This is a genomic window from Mesorhizobium sp. B2-1-8 (genome assembly GCF_006442545.2).
Taxonomy (GTDB): domain Bacteria; phylum Pseudomonadota; class Alphaproteobacteria; order Rhizobiales; family Rhizobiaceae; genus Mesorhizobium.
This window is the reverse complement of the sequence record NZ_CP083952.1, coordinates 2,263,126-2,281,766: the sequence shown is the minus strand read 5'-3', so window position 1 is coordinate 2,281,766 and position 18,641 is coordinate 2,263,126. Positions and strand designations below refer to the sequence as shown.

The following is an 18,641-nucleotide window of genomic DNA, read 5'->3' as shown; positions in this document are numbered from 1 at the left end:
CGGCCATCATTCTGCGGCTTGTCCCTTTACAACTGCGTCGTTGGCGGCGTCGACCGGGCCGTCCTCGAGCAGGAACCCACCCGACTGGCGCTGCCAGAGCTGCGCGTAGAGCCCGCCTCTGGCGACCAGTTCCTCGTGCGAACCCTCCTCGATGACGCGGCCCTGGTCCATCACCACGAGCCTGTCCATCGCCGCGATGGTCGACAGCCGGTGCGCGATGGCGATGACGGTCTTGCCCTGCATGAGCTTGTAGAGATTCTCCTGGATGGCGGCTTCCGCCTCGGAATCGAGCGCCGACGTCGCCTCGTCAAGGATAAGGATAGGCGCGTCCTTCAACATAACGCGAGCAATGGCGATGCGTTGCCGCTGGCCGCCGGACAGTTTGACGCCACGGTCGCCGACATAGGCATCGAGGCCCTTTCGACCGCTGTGGTCCGAAAGCGCCGATATGAAATCCAGCGCCTCGGCCCGCCGCGCCGCCTCGACAAGCATGTCGTCGCTGGCATCGGGGCGGCCGTAGAGGATGTTCTCGCGCACAGAACGATGCAGCAGCGAGGTATCCTGTGTGACCATGCCGATCTGGGCGCGCAGCGAGTCCTGCTTCACGCCGGCGATCTCCTGGCCGTCGATCAGGATGCGGCCGGATTCCAGGTCGTAGAAGCGCAGGAGCAGATTGACCAGCGTCGACTTGCCGGCACCCGAGCGTCCGACGATGCCGACCTTCTCGCCCGGCTTCACCACCAGCGACAGGTTTTCGATGACGCCCTTCTGCTTGCCGTAATGGAAGCGGATGTCCTCGAAGCGGATATCGCCTTTGGAAACGCTGATCTCCATGGCATCCGGCCTGTCCTCGACGAGGCGCGGCAGCGAGATGGAGGCAATGCCGTCCTGCACCGTGCCGATATTCTCGAACAGGCCCGACATTTCCCACATGATCCACTGCGACATGCCCCACATCCGGAGCACCAGGCCAATAACCACGGCGACCGCGCCGATCGTCACCGCTTGCCCCATCCACAGCCACAGCGAGATCGCGGTGACCGAGAACAGCAGCAGCGCGTTCAGTATGTAGAGCGAGCCGAACAGCACCGTCACCAGCCGCATCGACCGGTAGACCGTGTCGAGAAAGCCCATCATGCCTTCCCTGGCGAAGGCGGCCTCGCGGCGCGAATGGGAAAACAGCTTGACCGTCTGGATGTTGGTGTAGCTATCGACGACGCGGCCGGTCATGGTCGAGCGCGCATTGGCCTGCTCCTCGCCGACCTTGCCCAGGCGCGGGATGAAAAAGCGCAGCAACAGGATGTAGCCGACCAGCCAGACGCCGAGCGGCGCGGCCAGCCGCCAGTCGGCCGAACCGACGATCAACAGCATGCCGAGGAAATAGACGATGACGTAGTTCAGGACGTCGATCACCTTGATGACGCATTCGCGCACGGCAAGTGCTGTCTGCATCAGCTTGGTGGCGATGCGGCCGGCGAACTCGTCCTGGTAGAAACTCATCGACTGCTTGAGCAGGTAACGGTGCACCTGCCAACGGATGCGCATGGGATAGTTGCCCATCAGCGTCTGCTGGTTGAGCAGCGAATGCAGCCAAACCGTGCCGGGCAGCGCAAACAACACGATGAAGGCCATGCCGGCGAGCTTCCAGCCCTCCGTCTGCAGGAACGTCTCGCGGTTCTGCCCCGACAGCCAGTCGACGATGCGGCCGAGGAAGCCGAACATCCACACTTCCGCGATGGCGATGGCCGCCACCAGCACCGCATCGACAAGGATATAGGGCCATGCGCCGCGCGTATAATGCAGGCAGAAGGCAACCAACGTCTTGGGCGGCTCGACCGGTTCCGCGGACGGGAACGGGTCGAGCCTTCTTTCAAACCAGCTAAACAACAACATAGGTCATGCCTGTAAAATCTGTTTTCCGCTTACGCGGCTTGGCGACGTACAAAGTCCTCGGACCGCATGGCGTCGAGGGCCGACGCGCCGGAATCATCCGATGCGTCGGCCCTGCTTCGCGCAATATAGGGGCTCGCCGGCTTTTCGCCGACAGGCACCTTTGTCGATCCTGACGACACGGTGCCAGTGCGGTTTTTCGCGCCCGGCCGGATCAGCCGGATAATCCGGCGCACCAGCGACGGCCGGCTCGGGTCGGGAACCGCGTGCGAGAAATCGACATCCGGCAGCATGCCGCGATGCGGACGCCGGCGCACTTCGGCATGAACCGCCGACGAATAGGTGTCGCCGATCAGCAGCGCCCAGGTCGGCAGCCGGTGGATATGCAGGCTCCTCGAGCCCGGTATTCTGTATGGATCGAACATCGGTCCGTCCTCCGTGTTGAAATAGAGATAAAAAGGATGATCGACATCGTGCCGCGGGATCGGCGGCGGATCAGTCGGGACGCGTTGGGACGGGGCCATAGGCCCCTTCGGCAGCTTGAAAAACATCGCAGGATTCCTTCGAAGACCAGGGTATGGCTTCGGCGGAAATCGGTGCGGAAGTGTCTAAAAGATCAGGAGAAACGTCGTACCGAAACCGCCAGGGCGCAAGTAAGCCCACGAGTGGGGCGCTGGATGTGCATGGCCATCATGAATTACCCCTCCATCGGTTCGGGTTGACAATGTTGGTCGTATACTCGACTTCGCAGAAAATGGCCACCCGCAGGTCAGGAATTTCCAAAACCGCGAAGCAGCTGTGGCCGATCTGCCACTTATTAGAAGGACGCGAAAGTGAACCGTGGTCTCCGCATCGCGCTCTACCAGCCTGACATTGCCGGCAATACCGGGACAATCCTGCGCTTCGCCGCGTGTCTCGGGCTTGGCGTCGACATCATCGAGCCGGCCGGCTTTCCGCTCTCCGACAAAGCGCTCAAGCGCGCCGGCATGGACTACCTCGAAATGGCGGCCTTGACCCGGCATGTCGACTGGCATGCCTTCGAGGAGTGGCGCAAGGTCCGCGCGGATCGGCTGGTGCTGCTGTCGACCAAGGCTGCGACCCCCTACACCGACTTCAGCTTCACCGACCGCGACATCCTCCTGTTCGGGCGCGAATCCGCGGGCGTGCCGGATCCAGTCCATCAGGCGGCGGATGTTCGGCTGACCATCCCGATGCGGCCCACTGCGCGCAGCCTCAACGTCGCCCTTTCCGTGGCCATGGTGGCGGGCGAAGCCATCCGGCAGCTCGGCTAGCGGATCGCCGGCAGCGCAGTCCGCGGTGATTTTTGCCCAGGCGCACATCCGCCTTCTCCTTCGTTTGCACATCCAGGCTTTCTTGGCTACAAGCTCAACTTAACTTGAGGTCAAGCGGAAAATTACGAGATGGCACCAGCGTTGGAATTGACGGTCGGCCAGGTGGCCGCGCGCAGCGGCGTGGCGGTGTCGGCGCTGCACTTCTATGAAGCCCGCGGGCTGATCCGCAGCCACCGCACCTCCGGCAACCAGCGCCGCTACGGCCGCGACGTGCTGCGCCGGGTGGCCATAATCCGGATTGCCCAGGAGGTCGGCATCTCGCTCGCGGAAATCGGTGCCACGCTTGAATCATTACCTGAAGGCCGCACGCCGACCCGCGAGGATTGGAATCTGCTTTCAACGGCTTGGCGCGATGACCTCGACCAGAAGATCAGCCAGCTAAAGAAGCTGCGCGACGGCCTGACCGACTGCATCGGCTGCGGCTGCATGTCGATCGACAAATGCCCGCTTCGCAACAAGGGGGATCGGCTGGCGAGGGAGGGAACGGGCGCGCGGCGGTTAATTGCACCCTGAATAGAACAATGCGATTATCGCGCGATAAGGGAGGAATGTCTGTGTTAGGACACCTAATCCAGGCTGAAGAAGAGACACAGCTCATCACGATCTACCGGATCGATTCTGGCGGCATGCCAACCCTCTATACGTCCGTGAGTTTTGACGAGGCGCGAAAAATGGGCCTGGAAAAATTCAGCAACCTACTTGGCGAGAACCTAATTCTAGATTCTCCAAAATTGCGCGATCTATTTTTGTTGTAATATTCCTCAATCCGCCGCCGGCAGCCGCCTGATCGTGAACTCGATCAGATCGCCCGGGCGCTCGAACCAGCTTTCGATCTCGGTCCAGTAGGCCTGCTTGGGGAAGCGCTCGAACCATTCCTTGGCCTTGAGGCGGGCATCCGAGCGCGGCAGGACGAAGGTCTCGCGCAGGAAACCGTCGCGCGGCATGCGCGCGCGTTCGGCCCGGCTTTGGTCGAGCCTTTTCTTCAGGCCATCCAGCGGCGGTCTTGCCGGGGTGCGCACGAAACAACTCCTTGCACCTGGCGCATGACCCCGAAATCGAGTTTCGGAAAGGATCATGCGCAAAACCAAAGTGACTTGACCCTGTCCCTCAAGAGATTAGGGATCGCGCCCGGAAAAGACGAGTCTTTTGTCGACTCACCGCCCCGCAAACCGGAGACGGCACTTGGAACGACCTGAAATACCGGCGGGGCTACCCGCCGACATCGAAGAGAAGAAGATGAAGGCCCGGCTTTGGTTCGAGGCGCTGCGCGAGCGCATCTGTGGCGCTTTCGAGCAGATCGAGCAGGACCTCGGCGGGCCGCTGGCCTCCTGGTCGCCCGGCCGCTTCGAACAGACGCCCTGGGAACGTGACCACGGCAAGGGCGGCGGCACCATGTCGATGATGCATGGCCGCGTCTTCGAGAAGGTCGGCGTCCACACATCGACCGTTCATGGCGAGTTCTCGCCCGAATTCAGGAAGCAGATGCCTGGCGCCGAGGAAGACCCGCGCTTCTGGGCATCGGGCATTTCGCTGATCGCGCACCCGTGGAATCCCAACGTTCCGGCCGTGCACATGAACACGCGCATGGTCGTCACTTCAAGGCAATGGTTCGGCGGCGGCGCCGACCTGACGCCGGTGCTCGACCGCCGCCGCACGCAGGACGATCCCGATACGATAGCCTTCCACCGTGCCATGCAGTTCGCTTGCGAGAAGAACGCCGGCGTCGCCGATTATCCGAAATTCAAGGCCTGGTGCGACGAGTACTTCTTCCTGCCGCATCGCAACGAGCCGCGCGGTACCGGCGGCATCTTCTTCGACTACCTGCATTCGGGCGACGAGAAGGGCGGCTGGAACGCCGATTTCAACTTCGTCCAGGATGTCGGGCGTTCGTTCCTCGTCGTCTACGGCCACCTGGTGCGCGCCAACTTCAACGAGAACTGGACCGATGGCGACCGCGACGAACAGCTCATCCGCCGCGGCCGCTATGTCGAATTCAACCTTCTTCACGATCGTGGCACCATCTTCGGGCTGAAGACCGGCGGCAATGTCGCCTCGATCCTGTCCAGCCTGCCGCCGGAGGTGCGCTGGCCGTAACAAGATGGTGAGCGCGATGTGAAGCCGCATTGATGTCCCATTTGTCGAATCTGGGCGCGGAATGTGACGCCAGGAATATCTTTTTCGTCTAATATCCATTTGAAAAAACTGGGTTATTTGTCGCATTTGGGTCGGGAAGCGCCGGTGGTTTGCCTGAGGGCAATTCCAGGAAATGCAACCGCTTTCCCTTCGGAATTGCGTCGGAACAAGGTTAGCCGCGACTCGACGCGACCGGACGACCCAAAGACGACGCGGGACCATCCTCGTCACAAAGGATGCCCGCTCTTCCAGGAGTGCATCAGCATGAGAAAGATCATCGTTTCCGCTGCCGCGGCCGCCCTTCTTGCTTCCGGTTCGGTGGCGTTCGCCGCCGTCAGGCACACCACCGGAACGGTCAAGACCTTCGATACGGCGTCCAAGAGCCTGGTTCTCGACAATGGATCGTCTTTTACGCTTCCCGGGACTTTCAAGGATCCTGGCCTGAAGGTCGGCGAGAAGGTCAGAATTTCGTGGGACATGAGCGGCAAGAACAAGGTTGCCGAGGTAGTCAAGATCGTGAAGTGATGGCCTGCCCGCTGGATTAGCGTAAGAGGGCGGAGCAGCGCTGCTCCGCCTTTTCACCGTTGACCGCAACCAATACCACCCCATCTGTGTTATGGTCTTCACCCTGCCCATGGTCCGGCCCCAAGGCCGCACAGCGGGCCAAGAAGATGCGGAGCTCCGGCCTGTCCCTGCAGGGCAGTCGATCCGGCTCCATGGAGGAAGAGGAGAAATCCCATGAAGCAGTTCCACTGCGGATCGCTGGTTCCCGGCTGCGACTGGCACACCCGTGCCGACGAGGAGGCGGAGGTCATGCGCCGTGCCGTCGAGCATATGCGCGAGACGCATGGCGAGACGATCATCCGCGAGACGATGATCGAGGCAATCCGCTCCCGAATTGAGAAGGCCCGCGACGCGGCGTAGGGCGCGGCGGGGGGGTGTCGGTCTTGGCAAAGAACCGCGGCGGCGCTCGGGTAGAGTGCGTCGAGCCGATTTATTTCGACGCGTGGCCTGCGCCTCAAAAATTAGATTTGCTCCAGCTAAAATAAACCGTGCGGTAACTGAACCCGTGCGATCGTCGGACTGATATCCAGACTACAGGGGGCTGCCAGAGAAGCCCGTCGCCGTCAGGCACTGGTCCGGAATCGGTGGGGCGAGGTGTTTCGCGGATGCGCGAAAAGTCCGGCAATCGTGCGAGTTTGTGCGCAACGGCGCTCCTGCCGTGGGTGTTCCTCGGCACGCCACCGGCGGTTGCCCAGGAATTGACGACATCGCTCATCGACATCCATCAGGGCTCGCCGCTCAGCGACAAGGCGAGAGGCCTGGGTGACGGCGGGTATGAGTTACAGACCGGAAGCCGGGTATCGTTCAACCAGTGGTACCAGACAAACTGGGTCGACATGCATGTGGACCTGATGACGCAGATCACCCAGGACACCGGTATCCTTTGGGGGTTTGGCACCGGGGAACAGGCCGAGAAGTATCGGATCGGGCCGAGCCTCAAGCTGGGTTTCCTCACACAGCTGCATCCGAGTGCGAACAGCATACTGTCCCTGTCGTTCACCACGACCTTCGGCGGCAGGCTCACCGAAAAGCCCTGCCAGGCCGATTATGGCGATCTGGGCACCTACAGCGTCAATTGCCGGCTCGCCGCTGGCGAGATGGCGCCCGAGGAAACCTTGAAATATCTGGTTAACGCTAAACCGGAGAGCCAGCATCTCTGGCTGAATTACCGTGTTACTTTCTGATCGCGAGGGGCCGGGCACGAGATGTGGCGTGGCCGCCGGAGATCTGCGGTCGTCCGTCCTAGCTTCTGTTGAACCGGGGTAAGATCATGTCAAATGCGCGTTGGAAGTTCGGTATCGCCACGGCCCTCGCCCTTCTGCCGGCTTCCATGGCGGCGGCTCAAGAAGCTGGCGGTCCGGATCCGCTATCCGCGCTCTGCATGGGCGGTCGGGCGAACGCGTCCATATGCCTGAGCGCAACCTTGCCGGCGGCGACATCGCAGACCTTGCAAGGCTGGATGAGCCCGGATGTCGGAGCCGCATGGCGTGCCGGCTACAAGGGCCAAGGCGTCACCATCACGATCGTCGACGACTTCTCCAGCACATCGAAGTTCAGCGGCAATTTCGGCATCGGCACCCAGACCCAGCGCCACGGCGAATGGACCCGCGAAGAAGCCAGCATGGTTGCGCCCCTGGCAACGATAAGGTCGAAAGACTTTTCCACCAGCTCATTGGTCGCGCTGTCGCCGGGCCTGAACGTGCTCAATCTGAGCTATGGCATGTACGCCAAAGCGGGTTACAGCCCCAGCCAGATCGGATGGAGCGCCGAGGAGGCCTCCATCATCTCCTATGCCACCAAGGGAACGGCCGTGGTTTCGAAGGCCGCGGGCAACGACGCGGTTGCCGTGGGCGGCGTCACCAGCGGCCAGCAGGACTATCTTGACCTCGCTTTGGTCGGAAAGGCATCCGCGATTTTCGTCGGCGCGCTCAACAGCAACGGCACGACGTCGAACAAGGCCAGCATGGCCTGGTACTCCAACATCGCCGGCTCCAACCAGGCTGTGCAGAGCCATTTCCTGGTCGTGGGTGTCACCGGGGACAAGACCGGCCTTTACGGCACCTCTTTCGCCGCGCCGATCGTTGCCGGCTATGCCGCGATCGTGGGCAGCAAGTTCACCAAGGCAACGCCGACCCAGATCACCAACCAGTTGCTGAATACGGCCCGTACCGACACGCTGGCCAACTATAGCGCCTCCGTCTATGGCAAGGGCGAGGCAAGCCTTTCGCGTGCCCTAGCTCCGCTGTCGATCAAGTAGCGGCACGGAATCGCAGGGTAACACCGGCATCCACCCCGCGGTTCTGGCCTACGTTTCAAGTGCCTCCGCGGCGCGCTTCATCAGCGTGTCGCGATCGGGCGCAAAACCCGCATCGACCCATTCCGCTTCCAGATTCTTGAGGATTTCGCCCAGCTTCGGCCCCGGCGTTGCACCGAGCGCCGTCAGATCGGCCCCTTTCAGCGGAAACACCGGTTTTTCCCATTTGAGCGCAAAGGCAAGCAGGCGCGAAAAGCCGCCCGCTTGAAGCAATGCATCGTTATCCTCGACAGCGCGCACCCGCGCCGCGGCAAGCGAAAGCCGCAGGCGGTCGACAAACCCTTGCCGGTGGCCGCGATAGAGTTTTTTCGCCAGTTCGCCCTCGGTCGTCTTCGGCTCCACTGCGGTGGTGAGCGCCCAGTGGAGCAAGCGGTCGGCTTCGGTGGTCGAGAACCTGAGCCTCTCGGCCAGCGTCTTCATGCGCGCTGCATCCGGCGGCACGATCGCCTCCAGCCGCAGCATCGGATCCACCGCCCAGCCCAGGTCTTTCTCGGCCTTGGTCAGCCCGTGGATCGCATCAATGCCCCATTTCTCGCTTTCCGGCAGCGCGGCGGTCAGGACACCGGCCTGCCGCATCCAGAGCAGCGCCCGCGAGGGATCGGTCGCCGACAAAAGCTTCTTCAGCTCGGACCAGATGCGTTCCGCCGAGAGTTGGCCGAGACCCTCCTTCAGCCGGGCGCAGGCCTTCAGTCCCTCGGCATCCGGCCGGCCGTCGCCATACCAGGCAAAGAAACGGAAGAAGCGCAGGATGCGCAGATAATCCTCACGGATGCGCGCCTCCGGGTCACCGATGAAGCGCAGCCGGCGCGCCTTGATGTCGGCGATGCCGCCGACAAGGTCGACAACCCGTCCGTCGGCCTCCGCGTAGAGCGCGTTGATTGTGAAATCGCGCCGCTCGGCGTCGAGCTTCCAGTCGCGCCCGAACGACACCCTGGCACGGCGGCCATCGGTCTCGACATCGGCGCGCAAGGTGGTGATTTCGTAGGGTTTGCCGCCGGCGACCACCGTGATCGTGCCGTGCTCGATGCCGGTCGGCACCGCCTTGAAGCCTTCGGCCACGACGCGGCGAATGGTTTCCTGCGGCAGGCAAGACGTGGCGATGTCGATGTCGGTGACAGGCTGGCCCATCAGCACATTGCGCACCGCGCCGCCGGCGATACGCGCCTCTTCACCGCCTTCGGTGAGCACGGCAAGCAGTCGCTGCAAATGCTTGTCGGAGAGCCAGGCAGCCCTCCCCGCGATCGAAACACTCACGCATAGAGCCTTTCATAGAGCGTACGGATGATACCGGCGGTGACGCCCCAGATGCGCCGGTCGCCATAGGGCATGTCGTAGAAGAACCATTCGAGATCGTTCCACATGCGGCTGTCGCGCTTGTGATTGGCGGAGTCCATCAGGAAGCGCAGCGGCACTTCGAAGGCGGCATCGACCTCGTCGACGTTCAGGGTCAGCTGGAAATGTGGCCGCACGATGCCCAGCACCGGCGCGATGCGGTAGCCGCTGCCAGCGACGTAATCGGGCATGCGGCCGATGATCTCGATGCGGTCGGGGCTAAGGCCGATTTCCTCGAAGGTCTCGCGCAGCGCCGCCGCCTCCGGGCTCGCATCGGTCGCATCGATCGTGCCGCCCGGGAAAGCCACTTGGCCGGAATGGTTGCGCAGCTTTTCGGCACGTTTGGTCAGCAGAACCGTCGCCTCGCCGTCATGGTCGACCACCGGTATCAGCACCGCCGCATTGCGCAGCGGCTTGCCCGGATTGAGGCGCGGATGGCCGGGATTGAAGCGGTGATCGCCATAGTCGTCGCCGGCATGCGCGTCCGGCTGCGCGGCGAAACGCGCGCGAAAATCCGCCGATGAGAACGGCGCCGGCGATATCTGGTCCATCACGCGCTCAATCGCTTCAACTGATCCGCCGGCATGATCGGAAACACGGCATTCTTCGAACGCACCGAAAACATCGTCCTGCCGTCGATCTCGATCTCCTCGCCGTGCCCGACCAGTTCGTACATGACCGGCCGCGCCACCAGCGCCTCCAGCCTGCCGCGCACCAGCAGATAGGGTTTCAAACCGCCGGTCTCGTTCTCGTCGACGAAGCGTAGCGGCCGTTCCGGTCCGACCTCGACCACGTCGCCGACATTGGTGCGGAAGGTGATGACCTGATCCTCGCCTTCGCCCGAAACATCCATTTCGACGGCGATGAACGGCGCATCGGCAACGCGGATGCCGACCTTTTCCACCGGCGTCACCAGATAGGTTCTGCCGTCAGCGTCCTTGCGCAGCACGGACGAGAAAAGTTGCACCAGCGGCATGCGGCCGATCGGCGTGCCGAGGTAGAACCAGGTGCCGTCGGCCCTGATCTCCATGTCGAGATCGCCGCAAAAGTCGGGATTCCAGCGCTCGACCGGCGCCGCGCCCTTGCCGGCACGGGCCGCGCGCGAGATCAGCGCCTCGAGGCCTCGAGCCTCGGTGGCCTGCGTAAGGCTTTGCCGGCGATGTTCGTGGTGTTCCGTCATCGTCACGAAATAGTCACTGTTGTTCTGCTTGTCAGCCTAAGTCTGTGATTTAAGTTCAACCATAGGCGCTCCGCGAGGCCGAATCGCGGCGCCTATGGTATGGTGCGGGCCAGCATTTCCAAACCATGGCATTTCCAACCAAAAGGGTCGATGCGGCATGAGCGTGATGGTCAAGGAAAGCCCGATCAGCGAAACGGACATGATCGCCGAGGCCGAGAAGGCGCTTGCCGACATCTCCAGGATCCGCGACGGGGTTGGCCGGGTGATCTTCGGCCAGGAGAACGTCGTCGAGCGCGCGCTGGTGGCGCTGCTGGCCGGCGGCCACGCGCTGTTGGTCGGCGTGCCGGGCCTCGCCAAGACCAAGCTGGTCGAGACGCTGGGCGTCGTGCTCGGGCTCGATTCACGCCGCATCCAGTTCACGCCCGACCTGATGCCGTCCGACATCCTCGGCTCCGAGGTCATGGAGCAGGACGAGACCGGCAAGCGCTCCTTCCGTTTCATCTCCGGCCCGATCTTTGCCCAGTTGCTGATGGCCGACGAGATCAACCGCGCCTCGCCGCGCACGCAGTCGGCGCTGCTGCAGGCGATGCAGGAATACCATGTCACCATTGCCGGCGCGCGCTACGATCTGCCCTCGCCCTTCCATGTGCTGGCGACGCAGAACCCGCTTGAGCAGGAAGGCACCTACCCGCTGCCCGAAGCCCAGCTCGACCGCTTCCTGATGCAGGTCGACATCCTCTACCCCGAAATCGAGGCCGAGCGCCGCATCCTTCTGGAAACCACCGGCGTCGAGGACGCGAAGGCAACCAACGTGCTGCAGCCGGCGCGGCTGAAGGAGATCCAGACGCTGATCCGCCGCATGCCGGTGCCGGAAAGCGTCGTCGAGGCGATCCTTACCCTGGTGCGTTCGGCGCGTCCGGGCCAAGGCAATGCCGACACCGACAAGCATGTCGCCTGGGGTCCAGGCCCGCGCGCCAGCCAGGCGCTGATGCTGTGCACCAGGGCACGCGCGCTTTACGACGGACGGCTGGCGCCCTCGGTCGACGATGTCAGGGCGCTGGCCGAGCCGGTGCTGCAGCATCGCATGGCGCTGACCTTCGCCGCCCGCGCCGAAGGCACCAGCGTGCGAGACGTGGTGGCGAAGCTTGTGAAAGCTATTTGATGGCGCGTATCGGCGAAGTCCAGGGTCCGGCAGCGACGCGTGACGCGCTCGCCCGCGGCCGGTTGCGGGCTTCGCTTGTGCCCGACCTGCTGGTCGAGGCGCGCCGTATCGTCAACACGGTGATCGCCGGCTGGCATGGCCGCCGCAAGCGTGGCATCGGCGAAAATTTCTGGCAGTTCCGGCCCTATGTCGAAGGCGATTCCTCGCGTATCGACTGGCGCCGCTCGGCCCGCGACGACCACACCTATGTGCGCGACCGTGAATGGGAAGCCGCCCATACGGTCTGGCTGTGGGCCGACCCCTCGCCGTCCATGCTCTACAAATCGACGGGTGCCGGTGTTTCCAAGCAATCGCGCGCGCTGGTGCTGACGCTGGCGATGGCCGAGCTCCTGTCGCGCAGCGGCGAGCGCATCGCTTGGCCTGATCTGACCGATCCGTTCACCGCCCGCAACGGCGCCGAGCGCATCGCCGCCCAGCTCATGCATGCCGGCGATCTGCCGGCTAAACCCGATCTCTCCGATATCAGGCGCTTCTGCGACATCGTCATCGCCAGCGATTTCCTCGATCCCGTCGAAGAGACCATGGCCTGGCTCGACGTGCTCGCCCGACACGGCGTGCGCGCGCATCTGATCGAGGTCGCCGACCCGGCCGAGGAAACCTTCCCCTATGCCGGCCGCACCGAATTCACAGATCCCGAGACCGGCGACAAGCTGACCGCCGGCCGCGCCGAGATGCTGGCCGACGAATATCGCCTGCTCTACACCGCGCGCCGCCAGGAACTGGCCGGTTGGTGCAAGCGGCTCGGCTGGAGCTTTACCGTCAACCACACCGACCGGCTGGCTTCCGACGCGCTGGTACGCGTGCACATGGCGATGACCGCCGATGGCTCTTATGCCGGGCTGACCGCCGGTCATGCCGGGCTGACCTCCGGTCACGCCGCCAAGGCCGCCGGTGGCGGCCTTGCCGAAAGGGTGGTCGGCGCATGAGCTGGCTGCCGCTCTCCTTCGGCGCCCCCATGGTGCTGTGGGGCCTGCTGGCGCTGCCGGTGATCTGGTGGCTGCTGAGGCTCACCCCGCCCAAGCCGCAGACCGAGGTGTTCCCGCCGCTGAAGATCCTGGCCCGTGTGCTGAGGCGTGAGGAAACCCCGCAGCGCAGCCCGTGGTGGCTGACGCTGCTCAGACTGCTGATGGCGGCCCTCGTCGTCGCGGCATTGGCCGAACCGGTCTTCAACCCGCGCGAAAAGCTGCCGGCCGAGGGCGCCGCACTTGCCCTGGTCATCGACAATGACTGGGCCAGTGCCGCCGACTGGAACAAGCGCGTCGCCACCGCCGAGCGGCTGATCAACGACGCCGGCTCGAGCGGCGTGCCTGTTATCATCGCCTTCACCGCGGAAAAGCCCAATGCGGAGATCGGTCCCTTCGATGCCGCCGCCGCACTCGACCGGCTGCGCGCCGCCAAGCCGCGGCCGATCCCGACCGACCGGCCCGCCGTCTATGCCCGCGTCGCCGGCGTGCTGGAGAGCTTGCCCGGCGCCAGCGTCGCCGTGCTGGCCGATGGCCTGGCGGCCAAGGGCGACGAGGCCGCCTTCAACACGCTGTTGTCGAAAAATGCCGCCCGCGTCGTCTGGGCGGTGGCCGACCGGCTTTCCCTGACCGGCCTGACATCAGCCGAAAACCAGATCGACGGCTTTGGTCTGACCGCCGTTCGCGCGCCCGGCGATTCCGCCCCGGCGCAGGTCACCGCCGGCGCCTTCGACGACAAGGGCCGCCGCATCGCCGATGCGACGCTGACCTTCGCCCCGGGCGAAGCCACGGCCACCGGCACCATGGCGGTGCCGTTCGAATTGCGCAACGACTTCGCCTCGATCGCGCTCGATGGCGAACGCCATGCGGGTGCCGTGCGCGTACTCGACGAAAGCTCCAAGCGCCGCCGCGTCGGGCTGTTGTCGCAGGCCGAGGCCGACCAGGCACAGCCGCTTCTGTCGCCGCTCTACTACATCAGGCGCGCGCTGCAGCCCTTCGCCGATCTGGTCGAACCCTCCAGCGCCGATCTCGCCGACGCCATCCCGCAGATCCTCGACCAGAAGCCGGCGATGATCGTCATGGCCGATATCGGCACCATTCCCGCGCAGGTCCGGCAAAGGCTGGTCGACTGGGTCGACAATGGCGGCACGCTGGTGCGTTTCGCCGGCTCGCGGCTCGCCGCCGCCGGCAATGACGACGATTTGCTGCCGGTCCGGCTGCGCACCGGCGAACGTTCGCTCGGCGGCGCGCTGTCATGGACATCGCCGCAACCGGTCACCGAATTTCCCAAGGCCGGCCCGTTCGCCGACCTGGCGCCGCCGACCGAGGTCACGGTGACCAGGCAGGTGCTGGCCGAGCCGACACCCGACATCGTCGAGCGCACCTGGGCAGCCCTTGCCGACGGCACGCCGCTGGTCACCGGGCTGAAGAAGGGCAAGGGCACGCTGGTGCTGTTCCACGTCACGCCCGAGGCGACATGGTCGAACCTGCCGATCTCGGGTAGTTTCGTCGAGATGCTGCGCCGCATCGTGCAGCTATCGCGCAACCAGGGCGCGGCGATCGCGAACGCCGAAGCCGCCGCCACGTCGCTGGCCCCCTATCGCATGATCGCGGCCGACGGCTCGCTGGTGCCGCCGACACCGGATGCTCGGCCGCTGGTGCCGGGTGCAGGCGCGCTGCCAGTGACCTTCGAGAACCCGCCCGGGCTCTACGGCTCGGAAACCGGCGTCTTCGCCCACAATCTGCTCGACGCTGCAAGCACGTTCGAACCGCTGGCGCGCCCGCAAGTGACGGTGCCGGTCACCACGGTCCAATATGCCTTCGATGAATCGCACAACCTGAAGGGTTCGCTGGTCGCGGCGGCTCTGTTGCTGATGCTGCTCGACACGCTGGCGGTGATGTGGATGGGCGGGCTGTTTTCGCGCCGGCCGCGCCGGGCTGGCGCCGCTGCAACCACCGCCGCCGTGCTGATCGCGCTTGGCGCCCTGTTCGGCCATGCCGATGTCGCGCGCGCCGACGATGCCAAGCCGGGTGACCAGGTCGCTATCGAGGCGATCTCAAAAACCCGCATCGCCTATGTGCTGACCGGCGTGCCGGGCGTCGATTCGATCAGCCGCGCCGGGCTCGAGGGCCTGACCCGCTTCCTGATCGAAAAGACGGCGCTTGAACCGGGCGCGCCGGCCGGCGTCGACATTTCGAAGGACGAACTGTCCTTCTATCCCCTGATCTACTGGCCGATCGACCCGGCGGCACCGATGCCGAGCCAGGCCGCGATCGCCCGCATCGACGCCTATATGCAGCAGGGCGGCACCGTGCTGTTCGACACGCGCGACCAGTTCGCCAACGGCATCGGCGCCGATTCCACCAGCCCGGCGACCGAGCGGCTGCGCGACATCCTCGGCAACCTCAACGTGCCGCCGCTGGAGCCGGTGCCGTCGGACCATGTGCTGACCAAGTCCTTCTTCATCCTGCCCGAGTTTCCTGGCCGTTTCGCCGGCAGCCCGCTCTGGGTCGAGGCGTCGCTCGATGCCAGCAATGCCGACAACCGGCCGGTGCGCACCGGCGACGGCGTGTCGCCGATCATGATCACCGCCAATGATTTCGCCGGCGCCTGGGCGGTCGACGAGAATGGCGATCCGCTGCTGCCGACCGTGCCGGCCGACCCGATGCAGCGGGTCTATGCGCTGCGCGCCGGCGTCAACATCATGATGTACATGCTGACCGGCAACTACAAATCCGACCAGGTGCATGTTCCCATCCTGCTCGAAAGGTTGGGGCAGTAGGATGATGCTCTTTCTTGCACCGACGCCGATCGACCCTCCCCTGACGAGGGAGGATAAGGCATGAACTGGTCGATCTCCTTCGAACCGCTGATCTCCTGGCCGTTTTTGGCCCTGGTGCTGGTGCCGTTGGCGCTACTGGCGCTCGTCGGCCTGTGGTTTCGCCAGCGCGGCGCGGTCCTGCGCTTCGTCGCCCTGCTGGCGCTCGCCGCCGCCCTCTTCAATCCGGTGTTCCTCAATGAGGAGCGCGAGCCGCTGAAGAGCGTCGTCGCGCTGGTCGTCGACCGCAGCCAGAGCCAGGACATTGGCGACCGCACCAGGCAGACCGACGAGGCCGTGGCGGGGTTGCAGCAGCGTCTTGGCCGCTTCAAGCAGTTCGACGTCCGCGTCGTCGAGGCTGGCAAGTCCGACGCCGCCGAGGAGCGCACCGAAACGAGGTTGTTCGGCGCGCTGGAAGGCGCCTTCCGCGACGTGCCGCCCTCGCGCATCGGCGGCGCCATCATGATCACCGATGGCGAGGTGCATGACGCGCCCTCGGGTGCGCCCGACTTCAACGCCCCGCTGCATGCCCTGATCACAGGCAACGACCACGAAAAAGATCGCCGCATTCGCTTCGAGAACGCGCCGCGCTTTGGCCTCGTCGGCAAGCCGCTCGACATGACCTATCGCGTCATCTCGACCGAAAACGAGACCGGCCCAGTCGACGTGCGCGTTTCGGTCAATGGCGAACAGGTCGCGGTCGAGCATGCCACCGTCGGCCAGGCCATGCCTCTGCAGGTGACCATTCCGGGCGCCGGCCGCAACATCATCGAACTCGCCATCGACCGCGAACCGGGCGAACTGACCGATACCAACAACCGCGCCATCGCGCTGGTCGACGGCATCCGCGAGAACCTGCGCGTGCTGCTCGTTTCGGGCGAACCGCATGCGGGCGAGCGCACCTGGCGCAATCTGTTGAAATCCGACGCCTCGGTCGATCTCGTCCATTTCACCATCCTGCGGCCGCCGGAGAAGCAGGACGGCACGCCGATCAATGAATTGTCCCTGATCGCCTTCCCGACCCGCGAGCTGTTCGTCGAGAAGATCAAGGATTTCGACCTCATCATCTTCGACCGCTACCAGCACCGCGACGTGCTGCCGATCCTCTATTACGACTACATCTCCGAATATGTCGAAAAGGGCGGCGCGCTGCTGATCGCCGCCGGTCCCGAATATGCCGGCGAGGCTTCGATCGCGCGCACGCCGCTGATGTCTGCCCTGCCGGCCATGCCGACCGGCGAAGTGGTCGACAAGGCGTTCTACCCGCGCCTGACCGAACTCGGCCAGCGCCACCCGGTGACGCGCGGCCTCGACGGTTCGGCCACCGAGCCGCCGCACTGGAGCCGCTGGTTCCGCACCATCGGCGTGCAGAATCCGCAAGGCGAAGTGGTGATGAAGGGCGCCGACAACCGGCCGCTGCTCCTGCTCGACCGCAAGGGCGAAGGCCGCGTCGGCATGCTTTTGTCCGATCAGGGCTGGCTGTGGGCGCGCGGCTTCGAGGGCGGCGGCCCGCATGTCCAGCTCTACCGGCGCATCGCCCACTGGCTGATGAAGGAACCCGAGCTCGAGGAAGAGCGGCTGACCGCCGAGGGACGCGGCATGGTGCTGGAGATCCGCCGCCAGACGATGGCCGACGATCCCGGCCCGGCGCAGATCATCACCCCGTCCGGCAAGACGCTCTCCGTCAAGCTCGACAAATCCGAACCCGGCGTCTTCCTCGGCAGCGTCCAGACCAGCGAGATCGGCCTCTTCCAGGTCGCCAATGGCGATCTCACCGCGCTCGCCCATGTCGGACCGGTCAACGCGCCGGAATTCGCTGACGTCGTGTCCACGCAGGAGCGTCTGAAGGCGCCGGCGGAAGCCACCGGCGGCAGCGTGCGCCGGCTGGCCTCGTCCACGGGCAGCGACGTGACGCTGCCTTCCATCGTGCCGGTGCGCTCGGCCGGCGAAGCGTCGGGCAGCGACTGGATCGGCCTGCGCACCACCGACGACAGCGTCCTGAAGGCCGTGTCGCGCGTACCGCTGTTCGGCGGCTTCCTCGGCCTCGGCCTGCTGCTTCTGGCAATGGGCTCGATGTGGTACCGCGAGGGACGGTAGAGCGCCCTGCCCTACTCTTCCGGTTCCGTCGTGAACAGCAGCGGATAGCCCTTGGCCTTGCCGGCGTCGGTGGCCCGTGTCGCCTTGGTCTCGGCGACATCCCTGGTGAAGACCGCGACCACGCAGACGCCGTGCCGGTGCGCGGTGATCATGACCCGGTGCGCCTGGTCCTCGCTGAGCTTGAACTCGCCCTTCAGCACCGTCACCACGAATTCGCGCGGCGTGAAATCGTCGTTGACGAGGATGACCTTGTAGAGCTTAGGCCGCTCGGTCTGCGGCTTGACCTTGACGCGCGGCTTTGTGGTGATTTCAGGCATTCGAACTGACTGTTTTGCGATCGAGCTTAAGTCCGCATTTTGCCACGGGCGGCAGCGATCGTCCACTTGCGGACCGTCGGCGGCCGCGCCCGGTCCTTCACGATCATGTGGGGGATGGTCGGTAGCGGTTCAACGGCCCTGACGGCCGAGGATGCGGCGACTTGCGTCGGCATCCGCCCGGCGTTCCAGCCATGCCGCGATCGGCCATCCGGCAACGCAGATCAGCGTCACGCCCGCGAGCACGATCAAAAGCCACGCCTGCACGGGCGTGATGTAATCCCAGTTGCTGGAAATCGCCGGCGCGAACAACGAGGGCTCGGTGCGCCCGCTTGCAGGATCCGGCACGGGGCTGGCGGTGAGCAGAATCAACACCCTTGCGACGCCGGTGGCAACGAGGCCGCCGATCACCATGGAGCGAAAAATGGACGACGGCCGCCTCTTCATGCGGATTGTCCTACA

General features: G+C 64.6%; 19 protein-coding genes. 11 read left to right on the top strand and 8 right to left on the bottom strand.

Annotated features, from left to right (window positions below; all coding sequences use genetic code 11):
* Positions 1-6 precede the first annotated feature (6 nt).
* Together FJ970_RS11095 and FJ970_RS11090 are read right to left on the bottom strand one after the other, a co-directional pair.
* Complete coding sequence (locus FJ970_RS11095) at positions 7-1,893, bottom strand: ABC transporter ATP-binding protein (protein ID WP_140758484.1); 1,887 nt, start codon at positions 1,891-1,893, stop codon at positions 7-9.
* A 29-nt stretch (positions 1,894-1,922) separates the two neighbouring features.
* The gene (locus FJ970_RS11090) at positions 1,923-2,315 is read right to left on the bottom strand and encodes a hypothetical protein (RefSeq protein ID WP_140758485.1); all 393 of its coding nucleotides are present in this window, start codon (positions 2,313-2,315) and stop codon (positions 1,923-1,925) included.
* A gap of 408 nt (positions 2,316-2,723) precedes the next feature.
* Between FJ970_RS11090 and FJ970_RS11085 the strand changes: the two genes are divergently transcribed.
* Positions 2,724-3,182 carry a tRNA (cytidine(34)-2'-O)-methyltransferase gene (locus FJ970_RS11085; protein WP_140758486.1) on the top strand — a complete coding sequence of 153 codons (459 nt, stop codon included), beginning with the start codon at positions 2,724-2,726 and terminating at the stop codon, positions 3,180-3,182.
* A gap of 129 nt (positions 3,183-3,311) precedes the next feature.
* Complete coding sequence (gene soxR, locus FJ970_RS11080; protein ID WP_140758487.1) at positions 3,312-3,755, top strand: redox-sensitive transcriptional activator SoxR; 444 nt, start codon at positions 3,312-3,314, stop codon at positions 3,753-3,755.
* Positions 3,756-4,003: 248 nt separating this feature from the next.
* On the opposite strand, the gene FJ970_RS11075 is transcribed toward soxR, so the two are convergent.
* On the bottom strand, positions 4,004-4,261 hold the full coding sequence (locus tag FJ970_RS11075) for a hypothetical protein (RefSeq protein ID WP_023770299.1): 258 nt from the start codon (positions 4,259-4,261) through the stop codon (positions 4,004-4,006).
* Positions 4,262-4,424: 163 nt separating this feature from the next.
* Between FJ970_RS11075 and hemF the strand changes: the two genes are divergently transcribed.
* From hemF to FJ970_RS11050, 5 genes are all read left to right on the top strand, one after another.
* Entirely contained in the window at positions 4,425-5,336 is a 912-nt protein-coding gene (hemF, locus tag FJ970_RS11070; protein ID WP_140758488.1) for an oxygen-dependent coproporphyrinogen oxidase, read from the top strand.
* Between the two features lie 303 nt (positions 5,337-5,639).
* Positions 5,640-5,900, top strand: a complete 261-nt coding sequence (locus tag FJ970_RS11065; protein ID WP_140758489.1) for a DUF1344 domain-containing protein — start codon at positions 5,640-5,642, stop codon at positions 5,898-5,900.
* A gap of 213 nt (positions 5,901-6,113) precedes the next feature.
* Positions 6,114-6,299, top strand: a complete 186-nt coding sequence (locus tag FJ970_RS11060) for a DUF1059 domain-containing protein (protein WP_027143380.1) — start codon at positions 6,114-6,116, stop codon at positions 6,297-6,299.
* Positions 6,300-6,544: 245 nt separating this feature from the next.
* Complete coding sequence (locus FJ970_RS11055; RefSeq protein WP_140758490.1) at positions 6,545-7,123, top strand: hypothetical protein; 579 nt, start codon at positions 6,545-6,547, stop codon at positions 7,121-7,123.
* An 86-nt stretch (positions 7,124-7,209) separates the two neighbouring features.
* Positions 7,210-8,196, top strand: a complete 987-nt coding sequence (locus FJ970_RS11050) for a S8 family serine peptidase (RefSeq protein ID WP_140758491.1) — start codon at positions 7,210-7,212, stop codon at positions 8,194-8,196.
* A gap of 48 nt (positions 8,197-8,244) precedes the next feature.
* Here the strand turns inward: FJ970_RS11050 and FJ970_RS11045 are convergent, their stop codons facing one another.
* Genes FJ970_RS11045 through FJ970_RS11035 form a run of 3 tightly spaced genes read right to left on the bottom strand, consistent with a single transcriptional unit; the run spans position 8,245 to position 10,765 of the window.
* Positions 8,245-9,507 (bottom strand): CCA tRNA nucleotidyltransferase, encoded by a 1,263-nt coding sequence (locus FJ970_RS11045; RefSeq protein WP_140758492.1) that lies wholly within the window; start codon positions 9,505-9,507, stop codon positions 8,245-8,247.
* A complete protein-coding gene (locus FJ970_RS11040; RefSeq protein ID WP_140758493.1) occupies positions 9,504-10,136 on the bottom strand; it encodes a CoA pyrophosphatase in 633 nt (210 codons plus the stop codon). The genes FJ970_RS11045 and FJ970_RS11040 overlap by 4 nt, the downstream gene beginning before the upstream one ends.
* A complete protein-coding gene (locus FJ970_RS11035; RefSeq protein WP_140758585.1) occupies positions 10,136-10,765 on the bottom strand; it encodes a DUF1285 domain-containing protein in 630 nt (209 codons plus the stop codon). Before FJ970_RS11035 ends, FJ970_RS11040 begins: the two co-directional genes overlap by 1 nt.
* Before the next feature lie 157 nt (positions 10,766-10,922).
* Here FJ970_RS11035 and FJ970_RS11030 point away from each other — a divergent pair, with 157 nt between their 5' ends.
* The 4 genes from FJ970_RS11030 to FJ970_RS11015 are packed head-to-tail and all read left to right on the top strand — an operon-like array spanning position 10,923 to position 17,865.
* The gene (locus tag FJ970_RS11030; RefSeq protein ID WP_140758494.1) at positions 10,923-11,927 is read left to right on the top strand and encodes an AAA family ATPase; all 1,005 of its coding nucleotides are present in this window, start codon (positions 10,923-10,925) and stop codon (positions 11,925-11,927) included.
* On the top strand, positions 11,927-12,913 hold the full coding sequence (locus tag FJ970_RS11025) for a DUF58 domain-containing protein (protein ID WP_140758495.1): 987 nt from the start codon (positions 11,927-11,929) through the stop codon (positions 12,911-12,913). Before FJ970_RS11030 ends, FJ970_RS11025 begins: the two co-directional genes overlap by 1 nt.
* Positions 12,910-15,732 (top strand): DUF4159 domain-containing protein, encoded by a 2,823-nt coding sequence (locus FJ970_RS11020; protein WP_140758496.1) that lies wholly within the window; start codon positions 12,910-12,912, stop codon positions 15,730-15,732. The genes FJ970_RS11025 and FJ970_RS11020 overlap by 4 nt, the downstream gene beginning before the upstream one ends.
* Positions 15,733-15,792: 60 nt before the next feature.
* Positions 15,793-17,865 (top strand): hypothetical protein, encoded by a 2,073-nt coding sequence (locus tag FJ970_RS11015; RefSeq protein ID WP_140758497.1) that lies wholly within the window; start codon positions 15,793-15,795, stop codon positions 17,863-17,865.
* A gap of 11 nt (positions 17,866-17,876) precedes the next feature.
* On the opposite strand, the gene clpS is transcribed toward FJ970_RS11015, so the two are convergent.
* Positions 17,877-18,182 carry an ATP-dependent Clp protease adapter ClpS gene (gene clpS / locus FJ970_RS11010; RefSeq protein WP_140734332.1) on the bottom strand — a complete coding sequence of 102 codons (306 nt, stop codon included), beginning with the start codon at positions 18,180-18,182 and terminating at the stop codon, positions 17,877-17,879.
* Between the two features lie 129 nt (positions 18,183-18,311).
* Positions 18,312-18,626: a hypothetical protein gene (locus FJ970_RS11005; RefSeq protein WP_140758498.1), complete on the bottom strand. Its 315-nt coding sequence runs from the start codon at positions 18,624-18,626 to the stop codon at positions 18,312-18,314.
* Positions 18,627-18,641 lie beyond the last annotated feature (15 nt).

Coding starts and splice junctions, on each gene's coding strand:
- FJ970_RS11015 (WP_140758497.1), top strand. CDS start 15,793: ATGAACTGGTCGATCTCCTTCGAACCGCTGATCTCCTGGCCGTTTTTG.
- soxR (WP_140758487.1), top strand. CDS start 3,312: ATGGCACCAGCGTTGGAATTGACGGTCGGCCAGGTGGCCGCGCGCAGC.
- FJ970_RS11030 (WP_140758494.1), top strand. CDS start 10,923: ATGAGCGTGATGGTCAAGGAAAGCCCGATCAGCGAAACGGACATGATC.
- FJ970_RS11035 (WP_140758585.1), bottom strand. CDS start 10,765: ATGACGGAACACCACGAACATCGCCGGCAAAGCCTTACGCAGGCCACC.
- FJ970_RS11055 (WP_140758490.1), top strand. CDS start 6,545: ATGCGCGAAAAGTCCGGCAATCGTGCGAGTTTGTGCGCAACGGCGCTC.
- FJ970_RS11060 (WP_027143380.1), top strand. CDS start 6,114: ATGAAGCAGTTCCACTGCGGATCGCTGGTTCCCGGCTGCGACTGGCAC.
- FJ970_RS11065 (WP_140758489.1), top strand. CDS start 5,640: ATGAGAAAGATCATCGTTTCCGCTGCCGCGGCCGCCCTTCTTGCTTCC.
- FJ970_RS11095 (WP_140758484.1), bottom strand. CDS start 1,893: ATGTTGTTGTTTAGCTGGTTTGAAAGAAGGCTCGACCCGTTCCCGTCC.
- FJ970_RS11020 (WP_140758496.1), top strand. CDS start 12,910: ATGAGCTGGCTGCCGCTCTCCTTCGGCGCCCCCATGGTGCTGTGGGGC.
- FJ970_RS11005 (WP_140758498.1), bottom strand. CDS start 18,626: ATGAAGAGGCGGCCGTCGTCCATTTTTCGCTCCATGGTGATCGGCGGC.
- FJ970_RS11025 (WP_140758495.1), top strand. CDS start 11,927: ATGGCGCGTATCGGCGAAGTCCAGGGTCCGGCAGCGACGCGTGACGCG.
- clpS (WP_140734332.1), bottom strand. CDS start 18,182: ATGCCTGAAATCACCACAAAGCCGCGCGTCAAGGTCAAGCCGCAGACC.
- FJ970_RS11090 (WP_140758485.1), bottom strand. CDS start 2,315: ATGTTCGATCCATACAGAATACCGGGCTCGAGGAGCCTGCATATCCAC.
- FJ970_RS11040 (WP_140758493.1), bottom strand. CDS start 10,136: ATGGACCAGATATCGCCGGCGCCGTTCTCATCGGCGGATTTTCGCGCG.
- FJ970_RS11050 (WP_140758491.1), top strand. CDS start 7,210: ATGTCAAATGCGCGTTGGAAGTTCGGTATCGCCACGGCCCTCGCCCTT.